The sequence below is a fragment of the Bacillus sp. P4_D3 genome, from assembly GCF_056401855.1.
The window spans coordinates 1-17,533 of sequence record NZ_JBFUIN010000048.1 but is presented as its reverse complement, the minus strand read 5'-3'; the positions used below and the strand labels follow the sequence as shown (position 1 = coordinate 17,533).

At 32.9% G+C, this 17,533-nt stretch carries 19 protein-coding genes and 2 pseudogenes; 13 read left to right on the top strand and 8 right to left on the bottom strand.

All coding sequences use genetic code 11. The annotated features are described in order from the left end of the window. Positions 1-22: 22 nt before the first annotated feature. Both AC1DTM_RS09525 and AC1DTM_RS09520 read left to right on the top strand, forming a co-directional pair. Complete coding sequence (locus tag AC1DTM_RS09525; protein ID WP_016103628.1) at positions 23-1,351, top strand: MurT ligase domain-containing protein; 1,329 nt, start codon at positions 23-25, stop codon at positions 1,349-1,351. Between the two features lie 151 nt (positions 1,352-1,502). Continuing rightward, positions 1,503-2,225, top strand: a complete 723-nt coding sequence (locus tag AC1DTM_RS09520) for a type 1 glutamine amidotransferase (RefSeq protein ID WP_002130343.1) — start codon at positions 1,503-1,505, stop codon at positions 2,223-2,225. A gap of 68 nt (positions 2,226-2,293) precedes the next feature. Here the strand turns inward: AC1DTM_RS09520 and AC1DTM_RS09515 are convergent. Beyond that, positions 2,294-2,404, bottom strand: a pseudogene (locus AC1DTM_RS09515) (IS6 family transposase); the annotation flags it as partial. A 278-nt stretch (positions 2,405-2,682) separates the two neighbouring features. Here AC1DTM_RS09515 and AC1DTM_RS09510 point away from each other — a divergent pair. The 3 genes and pseudogenes from AC1DTM_RS09510 to AC1DTM_RS09500 all read left to right on the top strand — a co-directional run bounded on the left by AC1DTM_RS09510 (position 2,683) and on the right by AC1DTM_RS09500 (position 3,744). Then, positions 2,683-3,024, top strand: coding sequence for a hypothetical protein (locus tag AC1DTM_RS09510; protein ID WP_229183356.1), 342 nt, complete (start codon positions 2,683-2,685; stop codon positions 3,022-3,024). Positions 3,025-3,087: 63 nt separating this feature from the next. After that, positions 3,088-3,300 (top strand): annotated as a pseudogene (locus AC1DTM_RS09505) (thermonuclease family protein); the annotation flags it as partial. Positions 3,301-3,459: 159 nt separating this feature from the next. After that, positions 3,460-3,744 (top strand): ArsR/SmtB family transcription factor, encoded by a 285-nt coding sequence (locus AC1DTM_RS09500; RefSeq protein ID WP_000186505.1) that lies wholly within the window; start codon positions 3,460-3,462, stop codon positions 3,742-3,744. A 722-nt stretch (positions 3,745-4,466) separates the two neighbouring features. Here the strand turns inward: AC1DTM_RS09500 and AC1DTM_RS09495 are convergent. The 6 genes from AC1DTM_RS09495 to AC1DTM_RS09470 all read right to left on the bottom strand — a co-directional run bounded on the left by AC1DTM_RS09495 (position 4,467) and on the right by AC1DTM_RS09470 (position 8,538). Next, entirely contained in the window at positions 4,467-4,808 is a 342-nt protein-coding gene (locus AC1DTM_RS09495; RefSeq protein ID WP_088099290.1) for a zinc ribbon domain-containing protein YjdM, read from the bottom strand. 141 nt (positions 4,809-4,949) lie between these two features. Further along, a complete protein-coding gene (gene dltC, locus AC1DTM_RS09490) occupies positions 4,950-5,189 on the bottom strand; it encodes a D-alanine--poly(phosphoribitol) ligase subunit DltC (RefSeq protein ID WP_002035156.1) in 240 nt (79 codons plus the stop codon). A 41-nt stretch (positions 5,190-5,230) separates the two neighbouring features. Continuing rightward, complete coding sequence (locus AC1DTM_RS09485) at positions 5,231-5,755, bottom strand: hypothetical protein (protein ID WP_070128693.1); 525 nt, start codon at positions 5,753-5,755, stop codon at positions 5,231-5,233. A gap of 86 nt (positions 5,756-5,841) precedes the next feature. Continuing rightward, on the bottom strand, positions 5,842-7,605 hold the full coding sequence (locus AC1DTM_RS09480; RefSeq protein ID WP_088099291.1) for a SulP family inorganic anion transporter: 1,764 nt from the start codon (positions 7,603-7,605) through the stop codon (positions 5,842-5,844). 143 nt (positions 7,606-7,748) lie between these two features. Then, a complete protein-coding gene (locus AC1DTM_RS09475; protein ID WP_088099292.1) occupies positions 7,749-8,183 on the bottom strand; it encodes a DNA mismatch repair protein in 435 nt (144 codons plus the stop codon). Between the two features lies 1 nt (position 8,184). Beyond that, on the bottom strand, positions 8,185-8,538 hold the full coding sequence (locus AC1DTM_RS09470) for an ArsR/SmtB family transcription factor (RefSeq protein WP_002035151.1): 354 nt from the start codon (positions 8,536-8,538) through the stop codon (positions 8,185-8,187). A gap of 663 nt (positions 8,539-9,201) precedes the next feature. Between AC1DTM_RS09470 and AC1DTM_RS09465 the strand changes: the two genes are divergently transcribed. From AC1DTM_RS09465 to AC1DTM_RS09445, 5 genes are all read left to right on the top strand, one after another. Next, positions 9,202-10,605, top strand: coding sequence for a sensor histidine kinase (locus AC1DTM_RS09465; RefSeq protein WP_088099293.1), 1,404 nt, complete (start codon positions 9,202-9,204; stop codon positions 10,603-10,605). Positions 10,606-10,783: 178 nt separating this feature from the next. Next, a complete protein-coding gene (locus AC1DTM_RS09460; RefSeq protein WP_088031950.1) occupies positions 10,784-11,848 on the top strand; it encodes an ABC transporter permease in 1,065 nt (354 codons plus the stop codon). Next, the gene (locus AC1DTM_RS09455; RefSeq protein WP_088099294.1) at positions 11,848-12,561 is read left to right on the top strand and encodes an ABC transporter ATP-binding protein; all 714 of its coding nucleotides are present in this window, start codon (positions 11,848-11,850) and stop codon (positions 12,559-12,561) included. Before AC1DTM_RS09460 ends, AC1DTM_RS09455 begins: the two co-directional genes overlap by 1 nt. A gap of 188 nt (positions 12,562-12,749) precedes the next feature. Further along, a complete protein-coding gene (locus AC1DTM_RS09450) occupies positions 12,750-13,121 on the top strand; it encodes an HsmA family protein (protein WP_088099295.1) in 372 nt (123 codons plus the stop codon). A 58-nt stretch (positions 13,122-13,179) separates the two neighbouring features. Further along, complete coding sequence (locus tag AC1DTM_RS09445; RefSeq protein ID WP_088099296.1) at positions 13,180-13,581, top strand: DUF2871 domain-containing protein; 402 nt, start codon at positions 13,180-13,182, stop codon at positions 13,579-13,581. A gap of 319 nt (positions 13,582-13,900) precedes the next feature. Here AC1DTM_RS09445 and AC1DTM_RS09440 read toward each other — a convergent pair whose 3' ends face one another. After that, positions 13,901-14,137, bottom strand: coding sequence for a hypothetical protein (locus AC1DTM_RS09440; protein WP_133059511.1), 237 nt, complete (start codon positions 14,135-14,137; stop codon positions 13,901-13,903). 509 nt (positions 14,138-14,646) lie between these two features. Here AC1DTM_RS09440 and AC1DTM_RS09435 point away from each other — a divergent pair. The 3 genes from AC1DTM_RS09435 to AC1DTM_RS09425 form a co-directional block, all read left to right on the top strand. Beyond that, positions 14,647-15,336 (top strand): response regulator transcription factor, encoded by a 690-nt coding sequence (locus AC1DTM_RS09435; protein ID WP_070138712.1) that lies wholly within the window; start codon positions 14,647-14,649, stop codon positions 15,334-15,336. 127 nt (positions 15,337-15,463) lie between these two features. Next, positions 15,464-16,504, top strand: coding sequence for a sensor histidine kinase (locus AC1DTM_RS09430; RefSeq protein ID WP_088099341.1), 1,041 nt, complete (start codon positions 15,464-15,466; stop codon positions 16,502-16,504). A 209-nt stretch (positions 16,505-16,713) separates the two neighbouring features. After that, the coding region (locus AC1DTM_RS09425) for an ABC transporter ATP-binding protein (RefSeq protein WP_477000189.1) at positions 16,714-17,533 on the top strand (820 nt) is incomplete at its 3' end.

Here is a 17,533-nt window from a genome sequence, read left to right as displayed (position 1 = left end):
CAAGTAAGGAAGGTGATTAATATTGTTATTTTATATAGGATTAATAGTTGGAAAGTTAGCGGGATATAGTAGTAAAAAATTAGGTTTTAATGGATCTAATATTCCAGGGAAAATTCTGAATTACTTATATAAGAATGCATTACAAAAATTAGCGTCACAGGTGGAAACCGTGGTTTTGATTACCGGTACAAATGGAAAAACAACAACTTGTAATTTAGTTTCTTCCATTTTTAAATCCAATAAAAGTGAATATATCAGTAATATAGAAGGATCTAACTTATTAGAGGGAATCACTTCTGCTTTTATAAAAAAAAGCAATATAAGCGGGAAAATACAAGGTGTGAAAGTAGCGGTTCTCGAAGTCGATGAATTGACAATGACCGAAGTTCTGAAACAAATACAGCCTCAATTGATTGTTGTAACAAATATCTTTCGAGATCAGCTGGATCGTTATGGAGAAATCAATACGCTGATTTCAAAAGTACAAACCGCTATTCATTCTAGCGATGCTCACTTGCTATTAAATGGTGATGATCCATATAGTAGACATTTTACTAAAGAAAAGCATAAAACCATGTATTTTGGTTTAAAGAAAAATGTAGGGAATTTTCATAAAAGTAATATTAGAGATGCCGTCTATTGTTGTTGTGGCCGGCTATTGAAATATATATATACTCACTATGGACACCTTGGAAAATATTATTGTTCGTGCTCCATGAGTAGTCCCGTATTAGATGTTGAGGTTACTTCAATTCAATCACAAAATAACTTAACGATTACTATACAAAATCAATCCTATACTTCCAATTTGAAGGGTGAATACAATGCATATAATATGCTAACGGCTATAAAAACTGGAGAATTTTTAGGTTTTAGTTATGAGCAAATTCACAAAGGATTAAGAGAATATCACACGAGCAATGGACGTATGCAACAGTTTCTCATTGCACAAAATATATACCATCTAAACTTAGCTAAAAATCCACAAGGGATGAACTGTACGATAGATTATTGCATACAAAATAAAAACATTACACAATATGTTTTTATTTTAAATGACTTGCTTGCTGATGGGAAAGATATCTCTTGGATTTGGGATGTAGATTATGAACTATTAGCAAACTCCAATGTAAGCCATATAATTTGTGCAGGAACACGTGCCCATGACCTTGCAGTGCGTTTAAAATACGCGGGGATTTCTGTGAATAGGATAAAAGTTATCTCAAATATTTCTGCTGCCATACAGAATAGCATTGCAGCAGGGAATGAAACGTCCGTAATTAGTAATTACACAGGGTTAAATACTGCCCGGCAATATTTAAGCACTAAGGGAACGGCGTCCCCATCATAAATAAGATGGTATCTATATACGTTTGGTGAGCGTATATAGATTTCAAATACACCGAATAGAGAGTTGACACTAAAAATAAAGATATAAATTGGGTACTTTCCTTAGAATTTATATATAAGGCCCGATTACGTTTTTAACATCTGGAGGTACTATGAAAAAATTGATCATCTATCATTACTTCCCCAATACGCTTAATTTATATGGCGATCGCGGGAATGTAACCATTCTACAAAAGCAATTAGAATGGAGAGGAATAGAAGCCGATATTCATTATGTGGAACAAGTAAAAGATTATCCTGTATCTCAGGCTGATCTAATCTTTATTGGGGGAGGGAGTGACAATGAACAACAAATAGTTCAAGAACAATTGCTTTCAATTCGAAAAGAATTGAAAGCAGCAATAGAGGATGGTTTAGCAGCACTTTGTATTTGTGGAGGATATCAACTTTTAGGAGATTATTATGAAACTGCAAACAGTGATATCATACAAGGCCTAGGAATATTACCATTTTATACATCATGTAAGGACATGGGTTCAGTGGGTCGATTAGTAGGGAATGTAAGAGTACAATCTGAAAAATTCGGAAGAATAGTGGGTTTTGAAAATCATAGTGGCCAAACATTCCATTCTTTTGACTGTCTCGGTCAAGTTCTACAGGGATATGGGAATAATGTAACAGAAAAAAAGGAAGGACTTCTGTACAAAAATCTGATAGGTACGTATTTACATGGGCCATTTTTAAGTAGTAATATTCATGTATCAGACTGGTTAATATTGCAAGCACTAAATAGAAAATATGGACTTACAGAATTAGAGACATTAGAATGTACTTTGGAAAAGACAGCATCCGATTTCTCATGGGATAAGAGGTAAGGTTCGGTTTGAGTGCAAATATAATCGAATTTGAAAAGAGAGCGACAGATGCTGTTAGGAATCCACTGTTATGCAATGAGACCGAAGAGCGTATTGATAAGTTGTATGTGATTTCGAACAGACTTCTCCCCTTGAAGAGTTTGTCCCTTCTTGATCATATGCATAGTTTCAATACCAAAAAACGTTGTTGACGCGGTTTGGAAAGGATGAAATCCAAGGGTTCTGTTGCAAAGTTAAAAAAAATATAAAATAAGTCGATACAACCATTAATAGGGTTTAAGCAATCCCTATTAATGGTTGTAATTCCTGTTAAGCAAGCAAAAACGGAGTCTTGCGAAAGACTTCGTTTTGTTTGTAAAGTGCATGAAGGGGCTCGATCCCATCACGATCAAATTAAGAAAACAGATCAATCCCAAAACGAAAAAATGAGCTGACTTCTCAAAGCAAACTCAACAACATGATTGGATTTGCCTTGAATTTTTTACGAGTGTCTCAAAAAAGAGCGAATTCCTACCGTGCTCCTAGTAGCGTTGAAAGCACACAAGATCAAATGGTAAAGAATAAGGTTGAAACCCCTTCTAAATCTAAAGAAAACGCATTAAGCCTTATACTATCAGATTATCAAAAGAAGATAGAAACGAATGAATTAGAAAGTGTGAAAGGGAAAGTCAAAAAAGTATCAGATGGAGATACATATGTAGTGATCCTGGATAAAGACTCCTTATCTAAATCAAATATTGTAGATAAAAGTGAACGTCAAATAAAGGTCAGAGCTCTCCTACTAGACATCGTTGAGTAGGTTAAGCCAAACTACCCAGTACAAGCATATGGTAGGAAAGCCTCTAATTTCGCTAAATCATTATTAGAAGGAAAAAATGTTGAAATTGTATGCGGTAAAGGTGATAAAAAAGATCATTTTGGACGGTACTTAGGTTACATAATTTGTGACGGAAAGTTAGTCCAAGAAGAAATCATTAAAGAAGGTCTTGGAATTATTTCTTATGTGAAAAAGCCAAATACAACATTTTTAGATGAATTAAAGGAAGTAGAAATGCAAGTGAAAAAAAGAGAATAAGGGCGTCTGGAGCATACCGGGTTATGTTGACGAATCAAAATATAAATTAAATCGAAAAAATGCTGCAGCATAATCTCTGTAAAAGCAGGAAAATGAAATTTCACTTACCAGACTTTTAATAGAGTTTAATTAAAACTAATTAACAAGGGGATGTAGAACGTGACTAATTATGTAGAAAATGCAGAAATTTTAAAAACATTAGCTCATCCAATGCGTATTACAATTTTGAAAGAATTAATTACAAGAGGAACATGTAATGTAAATCAACTTGTAGATATTCTGGGTATCCCTCAATCTACTGTTTCCCAACATTTATCGAAAATGAAATCTCAAAAATTAATTATGAATGTTAGAAGAGGATTAGAAGTTTACTATAGTGCTCCTAATAAACAAGTAAATGCAATTGTGGAATTATTACTAGATAATAATTCTGTTAATTACTAGTTGAATCTACGATACGTTGGAACTTAGATTCGTTCGAGGATGTGGTTGTAGTATACGGGGTAAAATAATAAAGTTTTTCCCCGTACACTATTATGAAACTGAAAATGAAAGGGATGCTACTACCTTTCATTTGCTCAGTCTGATAATATGCCGGCTGAAGCAACAGGAAACAAATATGCAGCACTATATAAAAATAAATTTATGGGTATTTGTTGAGGAATTTAATCATTTTACAAAACTAAATTTGAAAACATATTCTATGAGGAAAAGAGCAGCGGGTACTTATTAGGGGTCACCTTACATCACCATCAAGCTAAGAAAAGCAAATACCCCAAAACGAAAATTTAATCCGTTTTCTATCAAAAGCACACGAAATTTTCAGCCTGGGGTGTTATAAAATTCTTAAGTTGATGGGCATGGGGTACCGCCAACAGAATGACATAAAACCCACGCTAAGACAATTTCACCATGCGGAATACCCATTTTCCCACGTTAAGGAATTTCGCTTCTTATGTTTCTAGCATATTCCCGCATCATTTTTCAAAAAATATACGGGTATGTTCGAGATAATGTCACAAAATAGAAAGACCTCATTCAAGAATACTTATCATGAATGAGGTCTTTCTATTATAAAAGTTATTTGAATTCTATCCTAAAAATGTTGTACATCTATTGGCCTTAAACAATTAATTCAAATTAGTTCTGTTGCATTAAAATCGCATTTATACCTTTTTAACAAATTCAGATTTTAATTTCATAGCTCCAAAACCTTCAATTTTGCAATCAATATCATGGTCTCCATCAACTAAACGGATACCTTTTACTTTTGTACCTATTTTTACGACTAATGAAGTTCCCTTTACCTTAAGGTCTTTAATTACTGTTACAGAATCACCATCGCTTAAAACATTTCCATTTGCATCTTTAATTACCTTTGTATCTTCACTATTTTCAGTYTCTGATTCTAAAGTCCACTCATGGGCACATTCTGGGCAAACAAAAAGATTTCCATCTTCGTAAGTGTACTCTGAATTACATTTTGGGCAATTGGGTAAATTAGACATATTTTTATTTCCTCCACTTGTTATCATTCATTTGAATAGATAAGCATTATTTTTCAATTTCCTTTTACAGATTTGTAAGACTAGTAATTACAAACTTTAATTTTGAGAAGTGTTTCTTATCTGTATCTCAAACACCTATTTTCATCTCATATCTTTCAATTTCTTAATAATCATGTTCGGTGTCGCCCATTCATCACGGTCAAAGTCAGAAATAGACACTTCGATGTTTAAACGTTCTTGAAATTCTACTAATAAAGACACTGTACCAAAAGAATCTAGAATTCCTTCTTCAAATAATTGCACATCTGGGTTCTCTTTTACGATATCATTTTCACATACTTCTTCTAACACATTTAATACTTGATCTTTAAATTCAGACATTATTTATTCTCCTCTATATCCATGATTTATAATGAATTTCTTCATAGTCTTCTATTTTTTAACACATCATTTAAAAGAATCTGCCCCATCATCATTACAAAGTTATCCCTGGTCTTTGTATAATAGTTATTAAGGCTTAACAGATAGTTGTTCCCCGGAACATATGTGATTACAAATCCATTGTTTGTTTCTTTAGGAAAAGGAATATATATGTTTTTAACATCCGGGTTTATAGCAATAAAATCTTTTGGAAATAAACAATTTAGATTACTTAAAAACGCTTTTCCATTAGAGATAGGTTGGATTTTTTTAGCTATGTTAACACCATCTATATTTTTACTCGAAGCTACTCCCCATATAATTACACCACCAGAAACATGAGAAAAAAACGAGACATTTTTTTCATAATTCTTTTTATCATCTTTTGAAAGGATACTGTTTGTATAATCCGTTTTTCGTTTAAATGTAAGGAAGATATTTTCTTCTTGCTGTTTGATAATCATTTGTTGGATGTATGAAAAACCTTCTTGTTCACACCTTGTAAAAATCTTCTCCGCATTCTCCAAAACAAACTTTCTCCTTCTCTATTTTTTAATAAAAGGATTAAAAGAGTAAATCAAATCAAACAAACTTTGTATGTGAAGTGAATTTTTTAAAAATCTAATGCATTTGCCTTATTCTTTATTGTATTCACTTCCTGAGATCGCTGAGAAAGCCCGGTACATTCATGAAAAGCGAAATGCTTACACCCTATACATTTTTTTGTATTCAAATGTCCTAAAGCACAGTTAATGGCTTCCCCGGTATGATCAAAAAAGTTTTCTTCCCCAATCTCAGCATACAATCCATTCTTATCTAGAGTTACTTTTAGCTCTGATTGAATTCCTGAAATGAGAAGTACGCCACCTTGTTTTTTAAAATGCTGAACAATATTCCTAAAGTAAGACTCTCCTGTGGTATCAATAAAAGGAACTTTTCCCATACGTAAAATTAAAACTTTAGGTTTATAATGAATAGTCGCTAAAATATTTTGTTCAAATGTTTGAGCAGCCCCAAAGAATAATGGCCCTTCTATTGTGTAAATACTAATTTGTGGGCAATCATGAGCTTTATTTACCACATGTGGTAACAATTTTTCATTCTTTTTTGTATGATCAGGAAGCACTTTAGATATGACTAGCATATTACTCATACGTTTTGTAAACAAAATAATAGCTAAAATAAGACCGATCTCCACAGCTGTTGTCAAACTGGTAAATACAGTAAGTAAAAATGTTACCAGTAATACAAGAGAGTCTCCTGTCTTCATTTTAAGTATGTGATAAAAATGTTTTTGTTCGCTCATATTCCAAGCTACCACCATTAAAATGGGAGCCATACTAGCAAGCGGAATATGTGAAGCATATGGAGCTAACAGTAGAAGCGTGAATAGCACAAATCCCCCATGGATAACACCCGACATCGGAGATACAGCTCCACTCTTAATATTGGTTGCTGTGCGGGCAATTGCTCCAGTTGCCGGAATTCCTCCAAATAACGGTGTAACAATATTGGCAATTCCTTGGCCAATAAGCTCTTTGTTACTGTTGTGTTTACTATTTGTCATACCATCTGCCACGACGGCGGATAATAGAGATTCAATACCACCCAACATTGCAATAACAAATGCAGGACCAATTAACTGTTTTATACGCTCTACTGTAATTTCTGGTATATCAAACTGAGGAAGTGTGTTTGGAATCGTACCATATGCTGTACCAATAGTAGGTACATGACCTGAGAAAAATACAGTTGCAATTAAAGTTGAAATAACAACGCCTACTAATGAACCTGGTACTTTTGGAAAAATTTTTGGTGTTATGAGTATAACAAAAAAGCAAATCAAAGCAATTATGACACTGTAAGAATTGGTAGTACCGATATGAGTAAAAATTTCCTTCAGATTCGCTAAAAATTCCTCATGCTTTTTTATACCTGTTAAACCTAAAAAACTAGCAATTTGTCCCGTAAAGATACTGACGGCAATACCTGACGTAAAGCCAATTGTTACAGGACGTGGAATGAATTTAATTAAAGATCCTAGTTTAAAAATTCCCATAAGGCATAAGATAATTCCAGCTAATAAACCAGCAAGTAGTAAATTTTCATAGCCATAGGTAATTACAATCCCTAAAAGAATCGGAACAAAAGCACCTGTAGGCCCTCCAATTTGGTACTTTGAACCACCAAATAGCGAAATAAGTATCCCGGCAATACATGTTGTATAAATCCCATACTCTGGCTTAACACCAGAAGCTATAGCAAAAGACATAGCAAGCGGAATCGCAACAACTCCAACAATCATTCCTGAAAGAAGATCCTTTTGAAAATGTCCCAATGAATATCCTTCAAATCTTCCCGTAAATAACCCTTTCATTACAAAACCTTCTTTTCTATTTTTAATAAATCTTAATTCTTCTGAAAGAATATTTTCTTTTGATAAATTTGAGTTACAAATGCATTTCTCATACTCTTATACAGACGCTTTTTATCTTTTTATAAGAGAGCATCAATCTAATATTAGTTATACGTTTTGCTTAAATGACGTTCTAATTTACCTATATCTCCTCCTTCTTGTATGTAGGAATTTAACCTTTCTACTAGAAGTAATCCACCTCGACTATCTAGCTTTTTCATATCTATAAACGATTTAATTCTTACGTTATCTGGGGTACTATCTCTACGAAACATTTGTCCTGGAATTTCACTCCAGAAACTATTCCATTCGTCCAGTAAGCCTATTTGATCAAATAAAAAACTTTGAATTCCGCATAACCAAGCTGTACAAGCTGTATTTCTCTTTTGACATCCAACTCCATCCTGTAAATGCTGGCATGAAAAACAACAAGAATTTCCACTTTTAATACAAACATTACAAACGTGATGAGCTCCTATTGAGCGAAATATTTCCATTCCATGCCGAATGATATCTTCTTTCTTAACTTCAATGCTCAACTTAACCCTCCTTAACTATCGTTTCACGTTCTGTTTCATCTAGTTCTTCTAACATTGAAATCGTGTCGATTAAATGGTTGTTAAAAATTTTCCGTGCAACTACCAGTAAATCCACAATCATAGGGTCTCGTAGAGAATATAAAACTCGTTTTCCATCTTTAGTACCAACAACAATGTTTTTTGAACGTAGTACACTTAATTGTTGAGAAACAGCTGAACCTTCCTTGTTAAGGATGGTTTGAATTTCATTTACACTTCTTTCACCCTCTGATAATAGTTCTAGAATACCTATTCTCAGAGGATGCGATAAGGCTTTAAAAAAATCAGCTTTAAATTGTTGCATTTCATTTCCCATTAAAACACCTCTAGTACTTATTTTTAATTAAAAACCCAAAAGTATCATATACATCTTCAAATGTTTGAATATGTATATGATACTTCTATGACTTACTATTTTCAATACAAATTTTGAAACGTTGAAAAAGAATCAGAAACGACCGTTTTTGGTGATGAGAAAACACATCTTCTGTAATCCTCAAAAACTATCGAAGATCCATAACCAAAATCAAATAATCAATACATACATTTTGAACCCCATGACCATCAACTTAAGAATTCAGAGTTACCCCAAAACAAAAAAATAAGCTTTTTTGCTACAAGTTAGCACAAAACTTCGTTCTGGGGGTATTTACTTTTCTTAGCTTGATGGATGTGGGGCGGTACCCCTTCTTACATTAAAAGAATTTGTAATTGTATGTTCATCTTTCGTTCATAATTATTTGGTATTTTAAAAATAATGCAAGGAGAATTTCATTATATCTTCTATATAGCCGTACTCCCCCTGTGCTACCTTTCATCATAATCATTAGAGAGTAAAAATTATTGTAATACCAATAAGTATGGTCATCAATAATAGTATTTTACTACTCACAATAGGAGAGATGTTTTCCATATGTAGTAAGAATAAATCAGAAGTATTTACTGAATAAAAAATTCACCAAAGAGGAGTTGAAATAAAATGAAATCATTGTATGGGAGATTTGTCATTATATCAGCTGTTATTATGGTAATTAGTAGCATAGTGGCATTTCTATTTGCAAATATATATTATCATGTTTATTTAAAACCATTTAACAGCGAAAAAATTCTAAATTACGCCCTATATATAGAACATTTATATGAAGAAGACAGAGAACTAAATAAAGAGACATATCTACAATCTATTTCAAAGCTTGGCTTTGCAATCTATATGGTAGATGAAAAGAAACAAGGAAAACGATATGGAGAGAGCTTTAAAGAAATTAATATTAGTGACGAGGTCATTGATAGTGTATTACATGGAAATTTATATAATGGGATTGAGAACTATCCTAATCGAGTGTTTTCCACTGGATTTTTTGATAATACAGTAGCAAATAGTATTGGAATCCCTATTCATACTAATGGACAACAATTTGCCCTATTTATTCGCCCGGATATTCAACAGCAATTTGGAGAGTTACGAATTTTTTACGCAGTATTGTTAGGATTAATTATATTAATTAGTTTAACCTGTATTGCGGTAGCTACTCGTTTTGTTGTTCGTCCTATTCAAAAATTTACACAAGCGACACAAGAAATCGCGAGTGGTAAATATGATTTAGTATTACCAGAATACCGAAAAGATGAAATTGGAGTGCTAGCAAAGAACTTTCGTAAGATGGCAAGAAGGTTGCAAAACTCAGAACAAATGCGCCAAGAATTCGTTTCGAATGTTTCACATGAATTTCAATCACCATTATCATCTATTCAAGGGTTTTCCAAAACAGTAAAAACAGAGGATTTAACTGAGTTAGAAAAACATCGTTATTTGAGTATTATTGAATCAGAAAGTCAACGTATGTCTAATATGTGTAAACAATTATTAACACTTGCATCACTTGATCAAGAAGAACTTACTTTACGTAAAGAATTTTTCAATCTAGGAAAACAAATAAGAAGTATTATATTTATGTCTGAGTGGGAATGGCAAGAAAAAGATCTTGCCATTGAAACGAATATTCCATATATCGAGATTTACGGAGATAAGAATCTACTTCATCAAGTATGGACGAATGTATTTACTAACAGTATAAAATTTACAGAAAGCGGGAAAAGTATTTCGTTTGAAGCTGAAGAAAATGAATTAGCGTGGCGTATTGCTATTACTGATAGGGGATGTGGCATTCCGAAGGAAGAGATAAAAAGCATTTTTGATCGATTTTATAAAGTTGATTCAGCTAGAAATAGAAACATTAAGGGTAGTGGGTTAGGATTGTCTATTGTAAAAGAAATCATTGAACTTCATGAGGGTGCAATAACAGTGGAAAGCGAGATAGGGAGAGGCACAACCTTTACTATTTATCTTCCAAAAAATAGAGACGGAATGGAGTTAGATGATTAATAACTAAAATATTTCTTTAGAACAAGTCTTTTTTCGTATATATAATTAAGACTTTCAACTTATAAAAGTTGAAGTTTCATTTTAAAATTGTCTTTTGTAATATTCCATTCATAATCTGTTCATATTCCTTATTTATGATAAGTGCATAGACAAAGCACAAAATAAGGAGGAAAAAGGAATGTTTTTAGCTCTTAAAGAATTAAAACAGTCGAAATTAAGGTACGGATTAATTGGTACAATCATGATTTTATTATCATTTCTTGTACTTATCATATCGGGGTTAGCGAATGGCTTATCCAATGCAAATGCTTCTTCCATTCTTGAAATGAAAGCAGAGAAATTTGTGGTATCAGAAGATGCTGAAGGAAAATTACTACGGTCTCAAATCAAGAAAGAAGATGTAGATAATGTATTAGCACAAGTTAATGAAAAAGAAGCGGTACCAATGCATATTGCAATGTCTACATTTGAGAAAAAGGGAAGTTCAAAGAAGGTTGACATTGCCATCTTTACAAATAAACAAGATTCATTTATTACTCCAAAGGTTATTGAAGGGAAATCAAGTGATTTAGAAGACAACGAAATTATTATTGATGAATCCGTGAAAAATAAAGGGATAGCATTAAATGATGAAATTGTAGATCCTATATCCAAAAAGGTATTTAAAGTCGTTGGATTTATAGAAAATGAAATGTTTAGTCATGCGCCAGTTGCTTATATGAATGAGAAAGTATGGGAGAGCATCGCACTTCCACATCAAAAAGAATTCAACGTTATTGCTCTAAATACTGATAAAGAAATTAATAATGCAAAAGTAGTTGAGAAAAAAGAAGTACTACAAAGTATTCCTGGGTATAAAGAAGAGCAAGGAACTTTAACAATGATTATTGCATTTTTACTTGTGATTACAGCGTTATTAATTGGTGTGTTCTTCTATGTTATTACTTTACAAAAAACACAACAATTAGGTGTATTAAAAGCAATTGGTACGAAAAATTCTTATTTAGCTAATAGCTTAGTAGTACAAGCTGTATTCTTATCTGTTGTTGCATTATTAGTAGGTATTGGTTTAACACTCGCGGTACAAACTGTGTTCCCTGAAAGTATGCCGTTCTTACTAACAACGACAATGATTGCGCAGTATTCTATTATCTTTATCGTAATTAGCGTGTTAGGGACATTAATTTCTTTATATCAAGTGTTGAAAGTAGATGCATTAGAAGCTATCGGAGGTGGGATGTAATGGTGACAGATTTAAAATGGGAGACACCAGCATCATTATTAAAACTAGATCAAGTAAGTAAAGTATATGGGGAAGGCGATACAGAAGTGACAGCTTTACATCCTATCACACTAGATGTAAGGGAAGGGGAATTCATTGGTATTGTTGGACCATCTGGATCAGGTAAAAGTACATTACTTTCCATTGCGGGTGCACTCTTATCTCCTTCTAAAGGAAATATTTATGTATCTGGTAAAGATATAACTAGCTTATCGGAAAAAGAAATGACGGAAGTTCGTTTGAAACGAATCGGATTTATATTTCAGTTTGCAAACCTTGTACCATTCTTAACAGTGAAAGAGCAGCTTCTATATATTGCAAAATTAAAAGGAGAAAATAAAACTGAAGCAAACGAATATGCAACTGAATTACTAAAAACATTTGGATTAACACATCGAATTAACCATTATCCTAGACAACTTTCTGGTGGTGAGAAACAACGTGTAGCCATTGCTCGTGCTTTTATGAATAATCCAGATTTGATTTTAGCCGATGAGCCTACTGCTAGTTTGGACTCAAAACGTGCTAGAGAAGTTGTTGAAATGATGAAGAATGAAGTAAAGAAAAATAAAAAAGCAGCAATTATGATTACGCACGATGAAAAAATGCTTGATGTATGTGACCGTATATTGACGCTTAGAGATGGAAAATTACTACGGAAAAATGAGATTTGAAAATAGGTAAAGATAAAAAGGCTCTTATAGAATTAGATATAAGAGCCTTTTTATCAATATTAATTAGTCAATTATAATATATAGAAGTTAAATGGTGTGATGTAATATTCCATTCATACTCTGTTCATAATCTTTAGATAAAATAAATCTCGTAAAAGGAAGAGAGAATTTAGAAAAGGGGGATTGATGTGCTAGCATCAGCTATTACATTTATTACAGCTGCACTTATTTTTTATTCAGTTGGGGTCTGGAGTGAAAAAATTCAAAAAACATTAAAACCTTGGCATGTGTATATATTTTGGATTGGATTAGCATGCGATACGATTGGAACTACATTAATGGAGAGAATGGCTTCAGAAGGTTCTCTATTCAGCTTTCATGGGATAACGGGTTTATCGGCAATTTTACTTATGTTATTTCATGCAGTTTGGGCCACTTTAGTTTTAAAGAAGAAGGATATAAAAATGATTGCAAAGTTTCACACATTAAGTGTAATTGTGTGGTTCATTTGGTTAATTCCATATATTTCAGGGCTTGTATATGGAATGAAAAACAACTAATAAAATAGATTTAAATTTTCTAAACAAAAATAATGTAGTTCATACATTTGCAGGTATAATGAAGAAATTATTTAATGCAGCATTTTTTTACTTAGTACTAGGATTGTTGTCTGGTATATTCGCAAGAGAGTTTACAAGGGCAAAAGACATTGAAGGTTCTACTATGCTGAATGTTATACATACTCATGTACTGGTACTTGGTTTTGTATTCTTTTTAATTGCATTAGCATTATCAAAAGTATTTACAATGCATGAAGCAAAAAGTTTTAATAAATGGTTTATTTTTTATAATTTAGGACTAATTTTAACGGTTGTAGCAATGCTAGTTCGTGGGCTTCTTCAAGTGAATGGTACTGATTTTAAAGGATTAAGTCATATGGCTGGACTGTCTCATGTAATTATTAGTGTTGGCTTGGTTTGGTTTATGATGTTACTTAAGAAATCTTATAAAGAACAATAGTTAGAAACAATTACAGATTTACGGAATAAGAATATTCCCTTTGTGTAAGGGGTACCACCACATCGCTATCAAGCTAAGAAATACAAATACCCCCAAAACGAGAAAATTGACTTCTTCATGTGAAAATGTACAATTTTTTTGTTTTGGGGTGTTATAAAATTCTTAAGTTGATGGGCATGGGGTACCGCCAGCATTTTGGAAAAAAACCACGCTAAGCAAAAAATAAAATAAGCCATCCATTTGGACAGCTCATTTACATAATTATCGTTATCGGTACTGAAAAAATGATCTTCGATGGAAGATCATTTACCCTGACTTCTTAATAAAAATCTATAAAGAATGGATAGCTAAACTCTGTTCTACTTTGAATGATGAATTGGATTGGATGTTCTTTATTGCTTTTACCATTCAAATTTTCTCCCGTTGATTTTTTTCCTTCGTACCAGATTTTACCTTCACTATTCTTTTCGATTGTTTCATCACCTTCAAAATATATCTCAAATTCATTGTTATTATAATGTTTGAATATTTCTTCCTTGCTTAGTTCAGATGACAATTTCACGTATGCTGCAACAGTTGGATAAGGGGTTTGTGTAGTAACGGAACAGAAACGGCAATAACACTCAAAACCCCTTACTATGTATTTTAATGTTCAATTTAAAAACTATTTTAGATTGAATGTCGTTGACCTAATTAGATTTTTCTCTTCTTACCTTCTTTGGTTTAATAAGATTAAGATTTATACTGGTGACTTAGTTTCATTTCGTATGAAGGATTTTTATTTAAATAAAGTATTAGACTTAGTAAGTAATTTGAAATTATCTAGTACAAAGGGATTTCTCCCTCGATGTTTAATGTAATTACGTTTTAATAATAGGAGGATTTCCCCTTATAATTCGAAAGAGAAAGTTAATGGATTAAGTTAAATAGAAATCTATTAAAATTAGGAAGTGTAAGAGTTATAAGGAATTAGTTTTTTAATAAAAAAGGAGCAGGTAAAGCCATGAATCTTAACAAAGATTTAACATTGGCTTGCGTATACTAAAAAACGAGGTGATTTTAAAAATGAGAATTCTCATTGTGGAAGATGAACTTGATTTACAGCACTCCATTAAAGAGGGGCTTGAAATAGATGGATATGTGGTGGAGACCTGTGATAACGGCGAAGATGCGTATGAACTTTTATATATAGAAAATTATGATTTGGTTGTTCTGGATCTTAATCTACCTAAAATGGATGGGTTGGAGGTCCTAGAAAAAATAAGAGATGAAAAGCCAGAACTAAAGGTACTGATATTAAGTGCAAGAAATAGTGTGAACGATAAAGTAAAAGGTTTGGACTTTGGAGCGAATGATTATCTTGCAAAACCTTTTGATTTTGCAGAATTGGAAGCCAGAATTCGAGGATTGTTAAGGAGGAGATTTATCCAGGAAAGCAGTCTTGTTTCCTGTGGAGATATCAACATAGATTTATCAAAGCGCATTGCTTTTGTATGTAATGAGAAACTTTCCCTTACAAAAAAAGAATTTGCTTTACTTGAATATTTTTTACTCAATAAAGACAGAGTCATAAGCCAAGAAGAAATGATTGAACATATTTGGGATCAAAATGCAGATAGCTTTAGCGGTGCTATTCGTGTCCACATTGCAACATTAAGGAAAAAGTTGAAAGAAATTCTAAATTATGATCCGATTGAAACAAGAATTGGCCAAGGGTATTTTATTACTCAAAAAGGTGATAAAAATGATGATTAAAAAACTATCGCTCCGTTGGCGACTCACTTTAATTATTTCTGTACTTTTGGCAGTATGCTGCATTGGACTTACATTTATTCTCAATTTTTCTGCCAACAGAATGGCAGAAACCATTGAGGCTACTCAAATGACACCTGCTAAAACCGTTGGTGAGGAAGAAACTATTGTTGAGGAGGGAATCGTTGGTGCAGAAGGAATCAACGGATACCCACCATTGGATATGAACCAAGATGTAAATTACGCAGAAGTAAATTTCCGTATGGAAAGTATCCTATATGCAATGATTATCATTTTGGCTGGTGGAGGCTTAACATATTATTTATCTGGAAAGGCTTTGAAACCACTTAAGCATCTAAACGAACAAGTCAAAAGCATCAATGCCCATAATCTTTCCAGGGCATTGGACGTACCACCTACTAAAGATGAAATAGCGGAACTTACAGGGTCCTTTAATAATATGACTGATCAGCTAAACGCTGCTTTTGAAATGCAACAACGGTTTTCAGCAAGTGCAGCACATGAGCTTAGAACCCCCCTTACGGTTTTGCAAACAAAGGTGGATGTGTTTAAAAAGAAAAATGAACACACAAGGGCGGAGTATCACACCCTTATTACGGTTATTGAAAAACAGACAAGCAGATTAAGAGGTTTGGTAGGTAATCTTTTAGATATGAGCAATATGGATGAAATAATCCAACAGAATAATATTACTACGGAAGACTTATTTGAAGATATTATCTTCGAGCTTTCTGGTATTGCTAAAGAAAAGAATGTCCAATTGTCTTTGAATGGTGATAACAGCGTTATTCATGGGAATATAGATTTACTTTACCGTGCGTTTTATAACCTTGTTGAAAACGGTATAAAATATAATGTGAATGGTGGAAGCGTCACTATTGGAGTATCGGGTAGATCTGCTGAAAAGGTTTTAATCACTGTAAAGGATACAGGTATAGGCATTTCTGAAATCGATAAGAAAAATATTTTTGAACCATTTTATCGTGTTGATAAATCTCGTTCCCGTGAAATGGGCGGAGCAGGCTTGGGGCTTTCGATTGTAGAAACCATCGTTAAAAAGCATAAAGGCACTATTACTGTAAGTGACAACGAAACATGTGGTACTTGCTTTACGGTAACGCTAAATAAAATGAAATCAAGCAAAATGTAAATACAGAGCTTTGAATAGAGGATGAYCCTCATATTTTAAAGCTCTGTATTTTTTTGTGCATATTTGCATTTTCTTAACAGGGATTTAACATCGGTTGCTGTAAAATGACACTATCCAATCAAGTGGGAAGTTTCGTTGTACAGTTAATTAAAATAGTATCAAGAAGTTTTATCACTTGTGAAGAAATAAATTGATGGAGGATAAAGTTAATGTTTGAAATAAAAAATGTATCGAAGCAGTATAAAAGTGAATTCGCTTTATACAACGTCTCAATGAATATCAACAAAGGACTGAACTTTATTGTTGGTTCTTCAGGCAGTGGTAAAACCACACTTCTTAAAATCATGAGTGGTATGGAACAAGAATTTGATGGAGAGGTACTGTATCGCGGTAAAAATATAAAAGATTTATCTGCCAATGAAAAAAGTTATTTTTACAACAACATATTTGGCTTTGTATGGCAGGATTTTAACTTAATTGAGGATGCTACGGTTTTAGACAATGTACTGTTGTCAGAGTATCTAAAAGGTGAAAAAAATATAGAAAATGCTGAAAAAATCCTTAAAGATCTAAAGATCTTTAACTTAGCACACACAAAGGTGAAAAAACTTTCAGGTGGTCAAAAACAGCGTGTTGCCATTGCACGAGAACTTATGAAAAATCCAAAAGTCATTATTGCTGACGAACCCACAAGTGCTTTAGACGGAAAAAACGCAAAAATAACAATGGATATTTTAAGAGCTATTTCTAAAAATCGAACAGTTATTGTTGTAACCCATGATACATCTTTAATTTCTGAAGAGGATCATATATTTGAACTGGATAAGGGCAAGCTTATTTCAAAGTCAGAAATTCCATTTACAAAAACGCCTACACTTACAATGAAAAATCGTCCTAAGTTATCGCTGGAAAATTCTTTGTCACTTGCAAAATCTAATATAAAAAGTAAATTTGGGCGTTTTGCGGTAGCAACTCTCTCTCTTATGGTTGCGGCGATCCTATTGCTTACAACAGTGAATGGTGTAATTA

Coding starts and splice junctions, on each gene's coding strand:
- AC1DTM_RS09510 (WP_229183356.1), top strand. CDS start 2,683: ATGATTGGATTTGCCTTGAATTTTTTACGAGTGTCTCAAAAAAGAGCG.
- AC1DTM_RS09480 (WP_088099291.1), bottom strand. CDS start 7,605: ATGAAAGGGTTATTTACGGGAAGATTTGAAGGATATTCATTGGGACAT.
- AC1DTM_RS09465 (WP_088099293.1), top strand. CDS start 9,202: ATGAAATCATTGTATGGGAGATTTGTCATTATATCAGCTGTTATTATG.
- AC1DTM_RS09520 (WP_002130343.1), top strand. CDS start 1,503: ATGAAAAAATTGATCATCTATCATTACTTCCCCAATACGCTTAATTTA.
- AC1DTM_RS09460 (WP_088031950.1), top strand. CDS start 10,784: ATGTTTTTAGCTCTTAAAGAATTAAAACAGTCGAAATTAAGGTACGGA.
- AC1DTM_RS09430 (WP_088099341.1), top strand. CDS start 15,464: ATGACACCTGCTAAAACCGTTGGTGAGGAAGAAACTATTGTTGAGGAG.
- AC1DTM_RS09470 (WP_002035151.1), bottom strand. CDS start 8,538: ATGGGAAATGAAATGCAACAATTTAAAGCTGATTTTTTTAAAGCCTTA.
- dltC (WP_002035156.1), bottom strand. CDS start 5,189: ATGTCTGAATTTAAAGATCAAGTATTAAATGTGTTAGAAGAAGTATGT.
- AC1DTM_RS09435 (WP_070138712.1), top strand. CDS start 14,647: ATGAGAATTCTCATTGTGGAAGATGAACTTGATTTACAGCACTCCATT.
- AC1DTM_RS09455 (WP_088099294.1), top strand. CDS start 11,848: ATGGTGACAGATTTAAAATGGGAGACACCAGCATCATTATTAAAACTA.
- AC1DTM_RS09445 (WP_088099296.1), top strand. CDS start 13,180: ATGAAGAAATTATTTAATGCAGCATTTTTTTACTTAGTACTAGGATTG.